Origin of the sequence: Flavobacterium sp., from assembly GCF_039595935.1 — a bacterium.
GTDB lineage: Bacteria > Bacteroidota > Bacteroidia > Flavobacteriales > Flavobacteriaceae > Flavobacterium.
The window spans coordinates 2,446,912-2,463,905 of the sequence record NZ_JBCNKR010000006.1; the positions used below are offsets into that span (position 1 = coordinate 2,446,912).

A 16,994-nucleotide genomic window follows, 5' to 3' on the forward strand; every position below is an offset into this window, starting at 1 on the left:
TTTCAGAAGGCTTTTTATTATCTCTTTTTTTGCTGTCCCGGAGCATAAGCTTTTGCACTTTTATCTCCATTCATTTTTTTAGCTTGTCCAGGCGGTATTTTTTTACCTGAAGTTGTATGAGTATGTGTGTGCGTATGTGTACTACAGCTGATTACGCTTAAGACCAGAAATAATAGTACCAATACTATTACTGCAATTCTTGTAAATTTTGATGTTTGCATGTTTTTTATTTTGGGGCAATTTTGTTATATCAGCAAATATAAAGGTTTATTTTACTTTATAAAATTTTTGCCTTTCTTTTAAAATAGACTTTTTCAAAATAAAAAAGCCCTGGAAATAAATCCAAGGCTTAAAAATTTTATCAGGAATAAATATTATTCTTCTTTCATTGTATGATAAACGTTCATAACGTCATCATCTTCTTCAATTTTTTCGATTAATTTTTCAACGTCAGCGATTTGAGCCTCTGTTAATTCTTTTGTAATTTGTGGAATTCTTTCAAAACCAGAAGATAAAATTTCAAGTCCTCTGTTTTCTAATTCTTTTTGAAGAGCACCAAAACTGCCAAAAGGAGCGTAGATTAAGATTCCGTCTTCATCTTCAAAAACTTCTTCGGCACCAAAATCGATTAATTCTAGTTCAAGTTCTTCGGCATCAATACCTTCTTTAGCAATTCTAAAATTACAAGTATGGTCAAACATAAATTCAACAGAACCCTGAGTTCCCATTGTTCCGTTGCATTTGTTAAAATAACTGCGGATATTAGCTACAGTTCTGTTATTGTTATCAGATGCAGTTTCAATTAAAATTGCAATTCCGTGAGGAGCATATCCTTCAAACAAAATCTCTTTATAGTTGGCTGTATCTTTATTGCTGGCATTTTTTATAGCACGCTCAACATTATCTTTTGGCATGTTGGCCGCTTTAGCGTTTTGTATAACGGCTCTTAATCTAGAATTGGCATCTGGGTTAGGACCGCCTTCTTTAACAGCCATAACGATATCTTTACCAATTCGGGTAAATGTTTTGGCCATTGCAGACCAACGTTTCATTTTTCTTCCTTTTCTAAATTCGAACGCTCTTCCCATTTCTAATTTTTAGTTTTGTGATGCAAAAATACGGTTATTCCTTATTTTTCCAAAAACAAAATGGCTCTTTTTTGTTTCAAGTTTAAGGTTTCAGATTTAACCGCAAAGCACGCTAAGTTTTTATTTGAGGTTGTGTTTATAAACGTAAAGTTCGCAAAGCTTTATCCTTAATATAACTTTGCGAACTTTTTTATATTTATAATACCTTAACTGAGAAATTTCTTTGCGTGCTTTGCGTAAACTTTTGCGCACTTTGCGGTTAAATCGAGAATCTGAAACAAATACTATTTCGAACCATTAAAGTCGTTTATAATATTTACAGCTTCATTTAGGTACGGATTTGTTTTTAAATTATCCATTTGATATTGGTTTATGGTTTTATCATTTGGATATGAACCTAATAAAAATTGATTCACAGAAGAATTGTAAACATCCAATGGATTATTTTCGTCATTGAAAGTATTGATTTCTGTCCATAAAGTATTTACGATTTTTTTCTGTTTAAAGACAGCCTCCAGTGTCATCGGAATTTCTGACTTAGGAGAATTTACAATCTGATCAATTTTTAAATTAATCTTTTTAATATCATTAAAATAATAATTGTCTGCTAAGCGCAGTGAACTGTTTTTAGCCAATTTATCTATCAGGCTTCGTTTTACATAAGGTCTGTATTTTAAAAACGATTCTATACTGTCGTTTTTCATTGCAGTCGGAAAATCACTTTCTTTTTGATAAATATCTTCGTAAAATTCAGGAAGAATTACATCTGGCGTAACGCCAATAAATTGATGACTTTTTCCGGTAACTCTGTAAAATTTATTTATTGTAACTTTAAGAAAATCAGTATTTTTAGTTTCATCAAGCGAAAGAATCGTCTGCATGGTCGCTTTTCCAAGTGTGCTGCTGCCTAATAAAAGAGCACGGTTGTAATCCTGCATAATCGAAGAGAAAAATTCACTTGCAGAAGCCGTGTTGCTGTTTACCAAAATTACAATCGGACCTTTGTAAATCATTCCTCTATACGGATCGTTTATAATCGATTTTTCTTTAGTATGATCTACAACAATAGAAATTGGCCCATAATCAACAAACATTCCGGCTAGTTTTATAGCTTCTTCCATCGAACCTCCGCCGTTGTCAATCAGATCAATAACGAGACCTTTTATATTATCTCTTTCAAGTTTAATAACTTCTCGCGCTACGTCATCAGCGCACCCTTTACGGCTGTTTCCGTCTAAATCGGCATAAAAACTAGGAATTTTTACGTATCCAATTTTACTTTCTTTACCAATTATAAAGCTGAAAACCGAATTTTCTTCGTCTTTCATGACTTGCTTTTCGATATAAACATCAAAGTTTTTACCCGAATTTCTTTTTAGCGTAAGAGTCAGGCTTTTATTCGCTTCGGATAAAATCATAGTCGAAATAGATTCTAATGAAGCACAGGAAACCTGAAGTGTTTCTTTATGATTCGAAACCGAAATAATCTGATCGCCTTTTTTTATTTGTCCGGTTTGATACGCCGGGCCGTTTGGGTCAATTTCATGAACAATGATTTCGTTTTTTTCGTTAAGATTCACCGTCATTCCCAGAGACAAATGTTCTTTTGACAACGAAGCAACAAAGCTGCTTTTAGAATCATCACTAAAATAAGCCGTATGCGGATCAAAATAAGTGCAGAAAAAATTATACAGATTTTCGTCCTGTTTCGATTTGGTTTCTAGAAGTGTACTAAAACGACATATTTCATTTGATAAAATCAATTTTCGTGATTTGGCTTCGATCGAATTAAAATTTGCTTTTATAGAATCCAGATTGTCGCTCACATCTGCAATATCATCCAGAATTTGATAACGAAGTTTTTTTCGCCACACTTTTTCAAGATCTTCTTTTTTTAAATAAAAAGGAAAAGACTTTTTATAAAACCGAATGGTGTCTTTTTTAGTATAATCAAAGGCAGTAGTTTGAATTTTTTCAAGAACTTCTTTAGTTCTAATCAAAGCATTTATATATTTTGCTGTAATATCGGTTAAAAAGCTACAATCATTTTCAAGAATCATATCATCTATATTCAAACGATATTTTGATGCCATTTCATCATATTCGCTTTTAAAAAAGATGTTTCTCGACGGATCTAACTCATTTATTAAGTTATCAAAAACATAAACTGACAAACTATCGTCAACCGGTTTTGGACGTAAATGTTCAGTTTGGATTACTGCATTTATTTTGTTGAGTATTTCGCATGTCTCGGCGCTATTTTGACTAAATAGTGAAGTAGAAAACAATAAAAACAGCAACAAGAATTTGTTCATAGGTATTATGTCATCAGTTATATTAAAGTTACGCTAATTTTTTGAAATGGGTTTATATTTTTCTATAAAAATCTTACATAAAAAATAAGAAAATTTTGAGTTTATGGCATAAAAAAATGCATTACAATTTTAGATCGCAATGCATTTTGTAAATTATAGAGAGTTAAATTATTTCTTGTAAAAAGGCAGTTTTACCACTTTTGCAGGAACATCATTTTTTCTAATTCTAATAAAAATATTGCTGTCAACAGCACTGTTAGCAACGGTAACGTAACCCAAACCAATTCCTTTATTCATAGAAGGCGACATAGTTCCAGAAGTTACAATACCAATAACATTTCCTTCGCCATCCACAATTTCATAATCATGTCTTGGCACGGCACGTTCCTGCATTTCAAAAGCAACCAGTTTTCTGGTAACACCCGCTTCTTTTTGTTTTTTAAGAGCCTCAGAATTAGTAAAATCCTTAGTAAATTTTGTAATCCATCCTAAACCTGCTTCAAGCGGAGAAGTCGTATCGTTAATGTCATTTCCATATAAACAGAATCCCATTTCAAGACGTAAAGTATCGCGGGCAGCAAGACCAATAGGTTTAATGCCAAAAGAAGCACCAGCTTCAAAAACTTTATTCCAGATTTGTTCTACTTCCTCATTTTTACAGTAAATTTCAAATCCTCCAGAACCTGTATAACCTGTAGCAGAAATAATTACGTGCTCAATTCCGGCAAAATCGCCCACTTCAAAATGGTAATATGTAATAGCAGACAAATCTACAGAAGTTAAAGACTGCATAGCCTCAACCGCTTTTGGTCCCTGAATTGCCAGAAGAGAATAATCATCAGAAAGGTTTTTCATTTCAACACCCAAATCATTGTGAGAAGAAATCCAGTTCCAGTCTTTATCAATATTAGAAGCATTTACAACCAGTAAATACTGCTCTTCTTTCATTTTATAAATAATCAAATCATCAACAATTCCGCCTTCATTATTAGGGAGACAAGAATATTGCGCTCTTCCAATTGTCAAAGTCGAAGCATCATTTGAAGTCACTTTTTGAATCAAAGCCAATGCATTTGGCCCAGTCAACAAAAATTCACCCATATGCGAAACGTCAAAAACTCCCACACCATTACGAACTGTTTCATGTTCAGCATTAACACCTTCGTATGTAATAGGCATGTTATAACCAGCAAAAGGAAGGATTTTTGCTCCTAAACCTTCATGTATGTGCGTAAGCGCAGTATTTTTCATTGTGTTGTTTTATAAAATTGTTTTGCAAATCTATTCAAAAAATATCGAATTTAAATGCCTTAAATTATAAATTTCGCAATATTTAGGAGCTATTTCCTGCTATCCGCTATATCTTTTTGTTTTTAAAGAAAAAACAAAAAGGATGTCGCTGCTATCAGGGCTAGGGCTGACCGTTCTAAAGAGATATTCGTGTTTTTAATTTTTTTGTAACTTTAATTTATAAAAGAAGCCAGATGAAGTCTCCGTATTTAATCACAAAAGAAGAAATTTTAAAGATTTACAAACCCGTAAATCCAAAAGCACATAAAGGAACACAAGGCCACGCTGTGATTATCGCCGGAAGTTACGGAAAAGTTGGTGCAGCGGTTTTGGCTTCAAAAGCCTGTTTAAAATCAGGCTGTGGACTCGTAACGACTTTTATACCCAAATGCGGTTATCAAATCCTTCAAATTTCGATTCCGGAAGTCATGACCGTTACAGACGAAAATACCAATTTTATTACCAACATACATTTGCCCCTGATTCCGCAAGCCATCGGAATTGGCCCGGGAATAGGAAAGGAGCTCGGAACGCAAAAAGCATTATTTGAGTTTTTAAGAGTCAATAAAGCACCTTTAGTTCTTGATGCCGATGCTTTAAATATTATTTCCGAAAACATTTCGTGGCTCGAATTAGTTCCCGAAGACACAATCCTGACACCTCATCCAAAAGAATTAGAACGCTTAATAGGCAAATGGAACTCTGAATCCGAAAAATTTCAAAAAACAATTACTTTTTCAGAAAAATACAAAGTCATTGTGGTCATGAAAGGCGCTCCAACATTTATTATAAACAGAACTTCTGTCTACGAAAACACAACTGGAAATGCGGCTCTGGCAACAGCAGGAAGCGGCGACACCTTAACCGGAATCCTCACAAGTCTTTTAGCGCAAGGCTATGAACCAAAATACGCCTCAAAATTCGGGGTTTACATCCACGGATTAACAGCAGATATTGCCTTACCAAAAACAGGTTACGAATCTTTTATAGCCTCGGATATTATTAAAAACTTAGGAAAAGCTTTTTTGAGTTTAAAAGATTTATTGTAACGCAAAGTTCGCGGAGGTTTACGCAAAGGGCACTAAGTTTTTTTGGGTTTGCTTTGCTTTTTAAGATCGCAGAGGTTGTTATTCTTTTTGTCATCCTGAGCGAAGTCGAAGGAATGCAAAGCTATTTCTCAAAGTTAATTTCTTTGGCGAGTTACTTGCGCCCCTTCGACTTCGCTCAGGGTGACAAGCTAAGTGTATTATACTCTGCAATAAGAATCTTTGCGATCTTAAAAAAGCAAAGCAACCTTAAAAAAACTTAGCGCTCTTTGCGAAAAACCTTTGCGAACTTTGCGTCACAAAAAACACCCAGAAAAAAATCTAAAATCTACCCTCTAAAATCTAAAATCAAAAATCGTAAGTTTGTATTTATGAAAAACAACTTCGATCTCAGAACGGTAAACGTCATGCGTTATATAACGCCGCTGCGAGAAGGCGGATCTTTACCCGCTTTAGCAGAAGCCGATGACGACTTTAAATACGTATTAAAATTTAGAGGTGCCGGACACGGCGTAAAAGCCTTAATCGCCGAATTAGTTGGCGGACAAATCGCAAAAGCCTTAAAACTGCAATTACCAGAATTAGTATTCGCTAATCTCGACGAAGCTTTCGGAAGAACCGAAGCCGACGAAGAAATTCAGGATTTACTGCAAGGAAGTCAGGGATTAAATCTAGCGTTACATTTTTTATCTGGTGCTATTACTTTTGATCCTGCGGTAACAACTGTTGACGCTAAATTAGCTTCACAAATCGTTTGGCTGGATGCTTATATTACAAACGTCGATAGAACTTTCAAAAATACCAATATGCTGATCTGGCATAAAGAATTATGGCTTATTGATCATGGCGCTTGTTTGTATTTTCATCATTCATGGAATAACTGGGAGCAGCATGCTAAAAGTCCGTTTGCGTTGATAAAAGATCACGTTTTATTGCCTCAGGCTTCACTTTTAAAAGAAGTAGATGCTGAGTTTAAAGCGATTTTAACTCCGGAAATTTTAGAAGAAATTGTAAATACGATTCCGGAAGATTGGCTGCAATGGGAAGATGCAGACGAAACGCCTGAAGGCTTACGAAATGTCTACTTGCAGTTTTTAAAAACAAGATTAGAGAATTCAGAAATATTTGTAAATCAGGCGCAAAATGCAAGATAATCACTTATACGAATATGCTGTGATTCGCGTTGTGCCAAGGGTAGAGCGCGAAGAATTTCTGAATATCGGAATCATTTTGTTTTGCAAAAAAGCCAGGTTTATAAAGGTTCTTTTTCATCTGAATAAAGAAAAAATTCAGGCACTGTCTAATGATTTCGACATCGAACAATTAGAATGTAATCTGACTTCTTTGGTAAAAATTGCCAACGGAGCAAAAGACGGTGGTCCAATTGCCGAATTTGAAATACCAGAACGTTTTCGATGGTTAACAGCCATTAGAAGTTCTGCCATTCAAACTTCAAGACCTCATCCTGGGTTATGTCAGGATTTAGAGAAAACAATTCAGCGTTTGTTTGAGGAGTTGGTGCTTTAAAAGAGTGACAAAGGTTCAGAGAGGCAAAGTGACAAAGGTTCAGAGGGTTTTTCCGTAGAGACGCACTGCTGTGCGTCTAACACACAGAATAGACAATTGGAACGAAGACGCACAGCAGTGCGTCTCTACAATCTTTGCGTTATTATTATGATGTCTTTGCGGTTAAATAAAAAACCACGAATTACATCACTGTAATCCGTGGTTTCGCACTAAAAACTAACTCATATTTTAAAATGAACCGCAGATATTACCGCCCAGAGTAGCTCCGGCATTGGCTGTAATATCAGCTTTAACTGCTGTTTTACTCAATTTTACAATAGAGTAGGGTGGAGTAAATGCTGTGCCGCTTCCCGCCTGATTTCCTGTTGTATTGGTAAAAACATTATCTGTTGCTGTAACGGCAGTATAACCGCTCATCAATTCAATCGGTGTTTTTACGCCTTCAAAAACGTTGCTTTCAACACGAAGATCGGCTTCAAAACCAGCCGCAATACATTTATTGCTAACCGTACTATTGTAGAAGTTGTTAACTAAATGCACTTTTCCAAAACGAACTCTTGGCATTCTTTCTTTACATCCCGGAGACCACCAGCATCTTGCAAAAGTGATTCTTAATTTACCGCGGTCGCCCGTTGCGCCGTCGCTTGAACCAATTAGGTTTGAAAATCTATGATCGTCAGTTCCGCCTGATCCTCCTGGTTTTGGCGTTTTTAAATAACCGAACTTTGTATACGAAACCGTAATATAATCTGATTTGTTTTTGATGTCGAAGTTTCCGTCAACACCATCTCTAAACTCACAGTGATCGACCCAAACATTGGTGCATTCGTCCAGAATAGCATTGTCCCAGCCGTCGGTATCATAAGCGCCTGGACCTTCAAAAATCAGATTTCTAATAATGATGTTTTTACATCTTTTAATGTTGATAATTCCGGAAGCATCTTTCGTTTGATTAGTCGAAACCAATTTTGCTCCGCTTGTACCATAAATCGTTTTTCCGGTTTGATCCTGAAATGACAATCTGGTTGTAACCGTAATAGTTCCCGAAACTTTGATGACTTTAACAGAACTGCTCTCAATAGCCGATTTTAATTGCGCATAAGTCGTAACAGTTGTTTCAGCAGATGAACCGCCGCCGGTTGTGCTTCCGTTTTGAGATGCCCAGCCGGGAACCTCAGAACAATTTCCAATTTTAGCTGTTGTGTTTCCTGAGCTTGTTTCTGCCGGAGTTTCGATTGCTGTGTTTTCATTTGATGCAGATGAGATTTCTTCAGTATTACAGGCTGTAAAACCAAGAAATAGTGTTGTAATAAACACTGCGATTGTTGTTTTAATTTTCATTGTTTGATTAAGTTTGGTTTTTGTAAAATTTAACAGTACAAATCTGCTTATAATTGAGGCGAAAAAAGTTGAACAAGTTCAAACTTTTAAAAATATTTCTACGAAAAGCCTATTTTTAACAGTTGTAGATTTACAAAAATGGATAAATAACGTACTTTTACGTAATCGATTACATTGTTTAAACCCCTAATAAATAATGAATTGACAAAACCACTTATACTTAAACAAAACCACAAAATGTACAACCTACTACGAAAAAACATTGAGCGAAAAATTCCGCTTACAGATGAAGAATGGGACATTATTGTTTCAAAGGCCGAATTGATCAAACTTAAAAAAAATCAATTTCTGCAAATTCAGGATTCTCATAACAGCTATGAGGGATTTATTTTAAAAGGTTCGTTTAAAACTTATATCTTAAACGAAAACGGAACTGAAACCGTAATTTTCTTTTCGTTCGAAAATGAATGGATGTGTGATCTGGAAAGTTTCTATCATCAAAAACCAACAACTTACAACATTAAAGCTATTGAAGACAGTGAAATTTTAGTCATCAGTAAAATCAAAAAAGCACAGTTATTTGAAGAAGTGCCTAAGATTATGCAGTTTCATGTTCTAATGATCGAACGTGCGAATGTTGCCATTCAGCAAAGACTTTTAGATGTTTTAAACAAAACCTCCAAACAGCGTTATCTTGATTTTATAGAACGTTATCCGCAAAAAGTTCAAACCATAAATAATAAGAATCTTTCTTCTTATTTAGGAGTTTCGCATGAGTTTTTATCAAAGATTAAGAGAAAAGTTTCTTAGGTTCAAAGGTTCCATTTTTTCATAGAGATGCACTGCAGTGCGTCTAACATGAGATTTTTAGCCACAGATTAAAAGGATTAAAATGATTTTTTATCCCCAATCTTGTCATTTCTGTAAAGGTTAGATATTTCGGTAACAAAATTTACCTTTAATAAATTTTGTTGCGATGAGAAATAACAGTCAGGATTCAACATTAGAGAGAAACTATTTAGAGAAGTATCGTTTTTTAATAAAAGAATATGAGCAAGTAAAAAACAAGACTCATCCGTTGCATAAAAAGGCGATGGATTTTTACAAGGCAAATGACACCTGCAGAAAAAGCTTCTTAAAGTATTATAACCGTTATAAGCAGAGCGGTAAGTCTTTGGATCTGCTTCCTCAGAAGCGTGGTCCAAAATACAAGACAAGACGTCCTCTGCCATTTATAGAACGAAAAGTAATTGAATTAAGGGAAAAAGGAAACAACAAATATGAAATTGTTAGTATCTTAAAGCCAAAATTAGGAAAAAACACACCTTCATATTCAGGAGTTTATAATATTTTAAAGCGTAATAAAATAAACAGGTTAACTCCGAAGATTAAAAAGAATCATCAAAAAATAATCAAGGAAAGAATGGGACAGCTTGGTCATATTGATTGTCATCACTTAAGCAAAAGCATCATAAAAGGAGAAAATCGAAAATTGTACTTAGTATGTATAATTGACGACTACAGCCGGATTGCCTGGGCAGAATTAATCCCAGACATCACTAGTTTAACGGTTATGTTTGCGTCATTAAAATGCTTAAACATCTTAAGCGATCATTATGAGATAAAATTTGAAGAGATTTTATCTGACAATGGACCTGAATTTGGAATCAAAACCAGCCAGCAGAAATATAACCATCCTTTTGAGAGAATGCTTATGGAATTGGGAATTGTTCACAGACATACAAAACCTTATAGACCACAGACAAACGGGAAGGTCGAACGCTTCTGGCGAACTCTTGAAGATGATCTGCTCAGAGAAACTGATTTTGATTCTTTGGAAGAACTAAAAGAAGAATTATTACAATATTTATATTACTATAATCACGAAAGGCCACATCAGGGAATTGATGGAAAAAAGCCAATCGAAATGATAAATCCGTTACCGAAATAAGTGACTTTTACAATTTCGACGAAGGAGAAATCTGCACAAGTAACTCCGCAATGAAAGTCTGATCTTTGTCGAGCTTCTTGCGCAGATTTCTCCTTCGTCGAAATGACAAACTGTATGGAAACTTTGGCTTTCTTTATCATACAATTAGAATTAAAAATCCAATATCCCAAACAGGCATTCAGTAGAAAAATGAAGCATTAAATTTTCCTTTTTCTCATTTTCAATAACCAATAAATCATTGGTTTCTAAACGGTATGGTTTTTCATTAATGGTAATAACTGTTGTATCTAAAGAAAATACAATCGCTATTTCAGCATTACAATTCTGATTATTATTTGCTATTTCTAGTTTATGATGGGATATTTTTTCAGAAACCATCCAATTAAAATCAGTGCCTTTTGTGAAAGAAGTTACCTCATCATCCGAATCAAATTCCATGATTTCATATTTCCCGTATATCTTTTTTTCTTTGTTTACCTCAATCTGTAAATCGTTATCCAGCATAACCAAATATCGGTGATAGCCCTTAAATTTGGTAAACTCTGAAGGCGTTTGCTCTATTGTAGCACTACTTATTCTGAATCCAAAATCTCTATCAGAATAATTTGCTGTTTTGGGATAGATCATATATTCGTATGTCAATCCGCCGCTCCAAATAGAGGGTTTAGTGTCTTTTTTAGAGAAAAGGGTTATGTTCATTTTTTAATTAAATCTTTTTCTCCAAATAAATAAACTCCAAAGGAACTGCAGAAACTGTAGTATGAATTTCGCTTTCAGGAAAAGCTTCACGTTTTCCGGTATCGACATAACCGTGACGTTTGTACCAGGCCACAAGCTCTTCGCGAACTGAAATAACCGTCATAATAATGCTTGATAATCCTAAAGATTTAGCCTGATTTTCGGCTTCAGCCAAAAGCTTTTTCCCGATTCCGCCGTTTTGAAGTTCTGGCGAAACGGTTAGCATTCCTAAATACAATTGATGTCCTTTTTCGACCAATAAAACCGAACCGATGATTTTATCATTCTCAGTAAATTTCAGAATAGTATTTTTTGGATCCAAAAAGATTTCGGTCATTTCGGGCTCGTCGGTTCTTTTTCCTTCTAGTAAATGCGCTTCGGTTGTCCAGCCTTTTTTTGAGGTTTCGCCTCTGTATGCTGAATTTATTAAGGTTGTTAATGCGGGAATGTCTTGTAGAGTTGCTTGTGTAATCATATATTTTGTAAAATGTGAGATGTAAAATGTGAGGTGTAAAAGTACATTAGAAAATATAAGGAATGGCTTTAGCTGAAATTATTGTTTAGCAGTTTTTTGTTTTTGATTAATCAAATAATAATAAAACAAAATAATTATTTTAGTAATTTTAAATGTATTATAAAACTTAAAAGCATCAGACTAGCGATAGAAGCCAGAAATAAGATTGACTCTTTTTTAATGTTGTAAAGTATTTTTTCTTTCTTTAATTTATACAAAATAGAAATTACGGATAAAATTAGAGCATTGAAAAACAATGTAAAAATAGATAGAAAGACTATACAATAATTAATAGAATAACTTTCAAATCCAGTAGAAAGTGAAGTGAAAATTATAGCAAACAACAATATTAAAATTAAAAACCAGGAAGAGATTCTTATTAGACTTTTAATGATTTCAATTTTTTCAAAATTGTATATTGTACTCATGTTTTAATATTGTTTTTTTAATTTTAAAAATATATAAATCATTGAAAAACAATTGCTAGTGTGAGCGTTTCGCTTGTAAACTCTTCAAATGGTATTTGAATTTTTGTGTTCACAAACGGAACGCTCGCACTAGTATGTGTATAGCCTTTATCAGTATTAATCATTCTTTATTTATAATCATTTGAATAGTAAACATAATATGGTCTATCTATTGATTTCTTGATTGAAGTTAAATGATTAATGCAATTTAATTGAAAGTATTTTTCCAAATCTTCAGACTTAAATTTTTTACAATTATTAATATCACTTTGTTTAATTCCAATAAATAATTTACCATAGACTTCAATTTCTGTTATAGTGTCAAGTTTAATCGTCATAATATTGTCGCTTGTCTTTAGAATTGTTGTTACTGCGGTAACTTGTGCATTATATTCTGGTATTTGAAAACAAAATGTAAATAAACTATCGTCCCTGTTTCTGTCATATTGACCTCTAAAATCGGATTGTTGAAATATTGAATCTTTATTTAAAGGAATTTTATATTCTTTATTTGAGACATTTTTTAGCTTAATAGATTGTCTAGGATTTGAATCTGCTACAAAAATTAACAGAGACAAAATTCCAATAACAGAATTAAAAATAGTATTTGTTTTTTCTTCTATTTCTGTTACTTTTCTTTTGAAATAAAGATAGGAAAATGGCAGAATTACTAATGCAACTAAGTCAGTTAAATCGACAGTTCTGTAAAAAGCTAAATTTGTAAAATTCGAAATCCACTCAATAAATGGTTGCGATATTTCAAATTTCCATAAAGTAAAAATTACTGAAATTAGAAGATAAATTTTGTTCGCATTTTTTTCGAAAAAAATAGAAATGAAGTAAGGAAAAATAAAAAGACCTGCAAAGTCGGATAATTTACCCGTTATAAAATTTGAAAAAGCATATTTAAGATAGAAGTCATTTAATACCAATATCAATAACCCTAATAGGAAAAGATTCTTTTTTAATAAATAATATTTTGGATCTTTTGTCATTCAATTATTCGTTTCTTTTTCTTGTTTTTCCTTCGCTAGCGCAAGTGTCCTGCTCGTGAGGGTTCCAATTGGTTTTGAATTTCTTTTGTTCACAAACGAGACGCTCTCGCAGGGGGATATTTTTTTTAGATTATGTACAAATTTTACAAGTACAAAACTATCTTTAAATTTAGCCTAATGTCCCAATCTCGTGTAACGGCTGTTAGCAGAGGTTTTTATTCGCGAAACTTATATTTGTAATTATCTTTTAAAATTTTTTGTTCAGTTTCGGTTATTCTCATAAAAGCAATATTTTGGCCGTATCCATGTTCACTTTCGCCAAGACATTCAACAATTCTCGTTTTCTTTGCCTTTATTTTTTCTTGACAAATTTCAAATACTTTTGAGTCTAACCAATCGTCAGAATATTTAGGATTAAACCTTATAATTTCATTTTCCAGTTTAAATTCTATTGTAATTGGTCCAGTAGGGCTTTGCCATTTTTCAGTAATATCTTGAGGTTTGAAGGAACCATTTGATAGATTTGAAAACATTTTGATTACGTTTATATAAGCATTGTTTTCAGCGCTAACATCGGCTTCTAAATCTAAATAAATCATTTTACGTTCATCAAGACAAGCTAAGTCAAATTCGTCTAATTCCATTCCTGGATCGTATTTTTTCTCAAATATTTTGGAGTAGTGGTCGATTCGATTTGAGTGTAATTGTTCAAATACTTCTTTATCATTAAGTTTCTTTAAATCTTCAAAAAAACCGCATTTTCTTAAAATGGAAATATCTTGAAGAACATTTTCTTTAGAAATCTTTTTTTCAGGAATCATATTTTTATTTTTTCTCGGATTATCACAAGAGATAAAAATTATTAAAAACAATATTATGTATTTCATTTTTTCTACGATTTTTCTCAAAATCTCTGCTAACTTATATATGCGAAACAAACCTTCGCATGTACACTTAAATTAGGGTAGATAATCGAAGGTTTAATTCGTTTTTCTATACTTTCAAATATATGTTTTTTTCTTAAGAGATTTTTAAACTTAATAGAAGTAATAAATCTAAAAAATATTAATTTATATTAATTAACTAAAAAAAACGACTGAAATTTATTTCAGTCGTTTAGTATATCAAAATATAAAGATATTACCCTAAGAAAGCCTTCAACTCCTCATAACTCCCAATCTTCATACTAACTTTCTCCTCATTAATAACACTCTTAATTTGAGCAGGAATAGGAAGCGTAATTCCCAAAGCAGGCTCAACAACATCTAAGAATTTAATAGGATGCGCTGTTTCTAAGAAAATACCAATGGCGTTAGGGTGTTTCTCTAGTTCTTTTTTCAAACCTAAATAACCAACAGCGCCGTGCGGTTCTGCGATATAACCGTCTGCGTTATAAATATTTTTTAGAGCAACTAATGTTTCTTCGTCAGTATAACTATAAGAAGAAAAGTCTTTTTCGAAAGCTTTTAAGTCGTTGTTGTACAATTCCTGAATCCTGATAAAGTTGCTTGGGTTTCCAACGTCCATGGCGTTAGAGATTGTGGCTTTAGAAGGTTTCGGGTCATATTTTCCGTTTTCTAAGAATCTTGGCACCGTATCGTTTACGTTGGTAGAAGCAACGAAATGTTCAATTGGCAAACCTAATTTCTTTGCCATAATTCCGGCGCAGATGTTTCCGAAATTTCCGCTTGGGCAAGAGAAAACCAAAGGTTTGTTTTGGCTTTTCAAGGCTTTGTAAGCAAAGAAGAAATAAAACATTTGTGGTAACCAGCGCGCAATATTAATAGAATTTGCAGAAGTCAGATTTTTATGCGCCAAAGTTTCATCTAAAAACGCTTTTTTCACCATATCCTGACAATCGTCAAAAACACCGTCAACTTCTAGTGCTTTAATGTTTTGCCCTAAAGTTGTCAATTGTTTTTCCTGAATATCGCTCACTTTTCCTGACGGATATAAAATAACAACATCAACGCCGTCAACGCCTAAAAATCCGCTGGCAACAGCACCGCCTGTATCTCCAGAAGTCGCTACTAAAACGGTGTTTTTAGCGTCTTTTTTGTCTTTATTGAAATAACCCAAACAACGCGACATAAAACGTGCTCCAACGTCTTTAAACGCCATTGTTGGACCGTGAAATAATTCTAACGAATAGATTCCGTTTTCGACTTTCACAACAGGAAAATCAAAAACTAAAGTTTCGGCAATGATTTCTTTTAGTTTTTCTGCCGGGATTTCGTCGCCAACAAATTGTTTTATGGCTTCAAAGGCAATTTCTTCGTGGCTTAAGCTTTCGATTTTATCAAAAAAAGAAGGATCAAGCGGTGTGATGCTTTCTGGGAAATATAATCCTTTGTCAGTTGCTAATCCTTGTATAACAGCTTCCTGAAAAGAAACTTTTGGGGCATTATGGTTTAAACTGTAATATTTCATTGTGATATTTTAGATTTTAGACTTTAGATTTTAGATTTTTTGAAATGTCAATTTCAAACTTTTAAATTCTAAGTTTCAATAATAATTATTCCGTTTTCTTGTCATTTCGACGGAGGAGAAATCTGCGCAAGAAGCTCGACAAAGATTTGACTCTCATTGCGGAGTTACTTGCGCAGATTTCTCCTCCGTCGAAATGACAAACTGAATGTGTTTTACTTTGCGTGGGCTTCGACTTCGCTCAGCCTGACAAAACTTTGTCTTAATGCTTTTTTATTTAATACATTTCACTTTTTACAAAATCCTAACTCCATCAGGGTTGATTTTCGAGACGTGAATTTCATACGGTAAATTCATTTTTTCGTAAACGTCGCTCATGGCTTTTGCGATTTTTTCAGCGGTTTCTTTTCCTCTGCTTAAGGCGAAAATTGATGGACCAGAACCTGAAATTCCAGATCCTAAAGCGCCATTTTCGTAAGCGGTTTGTTTGATTTGATCGAATCCCGGAATTAAAACACTTCTTAAAGGCTCCACGATTTCATCATGAAGCGATCTTCCGATTAATTCGTAATCTTTAGTGTAAAGACCTGCAACCAATCCGCCTACATTTCCCCATTGCATAATGGCACTTTTTAGGGAAACATTTTGTTTTAAAACCGAACGTGCGTCAGAAGTTTTTAATTCAATTTGCGGGTGAACAACCGTTGCGTACAATTCCTCTGGACTGTCAATTCTTATAATATCTAAAGGCGCATAACTTCTTACCAAAGTAAATCCTCCTAAAAGGGCAGGGGCAACGTTGTCAGCATGCGCATTTCCGCTGGCTAATTTCTCACCCTGCATCGCAAACTGAACTAAATCTTTACGAGAATAAGGTCTTCCTAATAATTCATTAATTCCGAAAACCGCTCCGGCAGAACTTGCAGCACTGCTTCCGATTCCGCTTCCAGCTTTTATGTTTTTATAAATTTCGATTTCAAATCCGAAGTCCAATTCGTCTAAAGTTTCCAACATGGCCAAAGCTGCAACTCCAGAAACGTTTTTCTCGGTTTCCAAAGGCAAATCGGCACCGACAATTTTAGTAATTCGAACTCCTTTTTGATCGACTTTTCGAACAATCATTTCGTCGCCCGCATTGTCTAAGCAAAGTCCCAATACGTCAAATCCGCATGAGAGGTTGGCGATAGTTGCCGGGCAAAAAAGTTTAATTTCCATTTTTAAGGTTCTGAGGTTCTAAGATGCTAAGATTCTAAGGTTTCTTTTGCAACTTTTTTATTTTTAAGGGTTTAAGGTTT

16 protein-coding genes are annotated in these 16,994 nt (G+C 33.9%); 5 read left to right on the top strand and 11 right to left on the bottom strand.

Annotation, left to right across the window (positions count from 1 at the left end):
* Window positions 1-17 precede the first annotated feature (17 nt).
* From ABDW27_RS20335 to gcvT, 4 genes are all read right to left on the bottom strand, one after another.
* Complete coding sequence (locus ABDW27_RS20335) at window positions 18-221, bottom strand: hypothetical protein (protein ID WP_073413935.1); 204 nt, start codon at window positions 219-221, stop codon at window positions 18-20.
* A gap of 153 nt (window positions 222-374) precedes the next feature.
* Window positions 375-1,088, bottom strand: a complete 714-nt coding sequence (locus ABDW27_RS20340; protein ID WP_135220250.1) for a YebC/PmpR family DNA-binding transcriptional regulator — start codon at window positions 1,086-1,088, stop codon at window positions 375-377.
* A gap of 284 nt (window positions 1,089-1,372) precedes the next feature.
* Window positions 1,373-3,403: a S41 family peptidase gene (locus tag ABDW27_RS20345; protein ID WP_343697565.1), complete on the bottom strand. Its 2,031-nt coding sequence runs from the start codon at window positions 3,401-3,403 to the stop codon at window positions 1,373-1,375.
* A gap of 168 nt (window positions 3,404-3,571) precedes the next feature.
* Entirely contained in the window at window positions 3,572-4,654 is a 1,083-nt protein-coding gene (gene gcvT, locus ABDW27_RS20350) for a glycine cleavage system aminomethyltransferase GcvT (protein ID WP_343697566.1), read from the bottom strand.
* Window positions 4,655-4,887: 233 nt separating this feature from the next.
* Between gcvT and ABDW27_RS20355 the strand changes: the two genes are divergently transcribed.
* The 3 genes from ABDW27_RS20355 to ABDW27_RS20365 all read left to right on the top strand — a co-directional run bounded on the left by ABDW27_RS20355 (window position 4,888) and on the right by ABDW27_RS20365 (window position 7,266).
* Complete coding sequence (locus tag ABDW27_RS20355) at window positions 4,888-5,742, top strand: NAD(P)H-hydrate dehydratase (RefSeq protein WP_343697567.1); 855 nt, start codon at window positions 4,888-4,890, stop codon at window positions 5,740-5,742.
* A gap of 368 nt (window positions 5,743-6,110) precedes the next feature.
* Window positions 6,111-6,893, top strand: a complete 783-nt coding sequence (locus ABDW27_RS20360; protein ID WP_343697568.1) for a HipA family kinase — start codon at window positions 6,111-6,113, stop codon at window positions 6,891-6,893.
* Window positions 6,883-7,266: a DUF3037 domain-containing protein gene (locus ABDW27_RS20365; RefSeq protein ID WP_343697569.1), complete on the top strand. Its 384-nt coding sequence runs from the start codon at window positions 6,883-6,885 to the stop codon at window positions 7,264-7,266. The genes ABDW27_RS20360 and ABDW27_RS20365 overlap by 11 nt, the downstream gene beginning before the upstream one ends.
* 228 nt (window positions 7,267-7,494) lie before the next feature.
* Here ABDW27_RS20365 and ABDW27_RS20370 read toward each other — a convergent pair whose 3' ends face one another.
* Window positions 7,495-8,607, bottom strand: coding sequence for a pectate lyase (locus ABDW27_RS20370; RefSeq protein ID WP_343697570.1), 1,113 nt, complete (start codon window positions 8,605-8,607; stop codon window positions 7,495-7,497).
* Window positions 8,608-8,844: 237 nt separating this feature from the next.
* On the opposite strand from ABDW27_RS20370, the gene ABDW27_RS20375 reads away from it, so the two are divergent.
* Both ABDW27_RS20375 and ABDW27_RS20380 read left to right on the top strand, forming a co-directional pair.
* Entirely contained in the window at window positions 8,845-9,417 is a 573-nt protein-coding gene (locus ABDW27_RS20375; RefSeq protein ID WP_343697571.1) for a Crp/Fnr family transcriptional regulator, read from the top strand.
* A gap of 166 nt (window positions 9,418-9,583) precedes the next feature.
* The gene (locus ABDW27_RS20380) at window positions 9,584-10,558 is read left to right on the top strand and encodes an integrase core domain-containing protein (RefSeq protein ID WP_343695512.1); all 975 of its coding nucleotides are present in this window, start codon (window positions 9,584-9,586) and stop codon (window positions 10,556-10,558) included.
* A gap of 150 nt (window positions 10,559-10,708) precedes the next feature.
* Here ABDW27_RS20380 and ABDW27_RS20385 read toward each other — a convergent pair whose 3' ends face one another.
* The 6 genes from ABDW27_RS20385 to ABDW27_RS20410 form a co-directional block, all read right to left on the bottom strand.
* The gene (locus tag ABDW27_RS20385; RefSeq protein WP_343697572.1) at window positions 10,709-11,257 is read right to left on the bottom strand and encodes a HutD family protein; all 549 of its coding nucleotides are present in this window, start codon (window positions 11,255-11,257) and stop codon (window positions 10,709-10,711) included.
* A gap of 7 nt (window positions 11,258-11,264) precedes the next feature.
* On the bottom strand, window positions 11,265-11,771 hold the full coding sequence (locus ABDW27_RS20390) for a GNAT family N-acetyltransferase (protein WP_343697573.1): 507 nt from the start codon (window positions 11,769-11,771) through the stop codon (window positions 11,265-11,267).
* Between the two features lie 634 nt (window positions 11,772-12,405).
* Window positions 12,406-13,272, bottom strand: a complete 867-nt coding sequence (locus ABDW27_RS20395) for a hypothetical protein (RefSeq protein WP_343697574.1) — start codon at window positions 13,270-13,272, stop codon at window positions 12,406-12,408.
* A 215-nt stretch (window positions 13,273-13,487) separates the two neighbouring features.
* A complete protein-coding gene (locus tag ABDW27_RS20400) occupies window positions 13,488-14,159 on the bottom strand; it encodes a hypothetical protein (protein WP_343697575.1) in 672 nt (223 codons plus the stop codon).
* A 253-nt stretch (window positions 14,160-14,412) separates the two neighbouring features.
* Window positions 14,413-15,702: a threonine synthase gene (thrC, locus tag ABDW27_RS20405; RefSeq protein WP_343697576.1), complete on the bottom strand. Its 1,290-nt coding sequence runs from the start codon at window positions 15,700-15,702 to the stop codon at window positions 14,413-14,415.
* Window positions 15,703-15,993: 291 nt separating this feature from the next.
* Complete coding sequence (locus ABDW27_RS20410) at window positions 15,994-16,914, bottom strand: homoserine kinase (protein WP_286967406.1); 921 nt, start codon at window positions 16,912-16,914, stop codon at window positions 15,994-15,996.
* Between the last annotated feature and the right edge of the window lie 80 nt (window positions 16,915-16,994).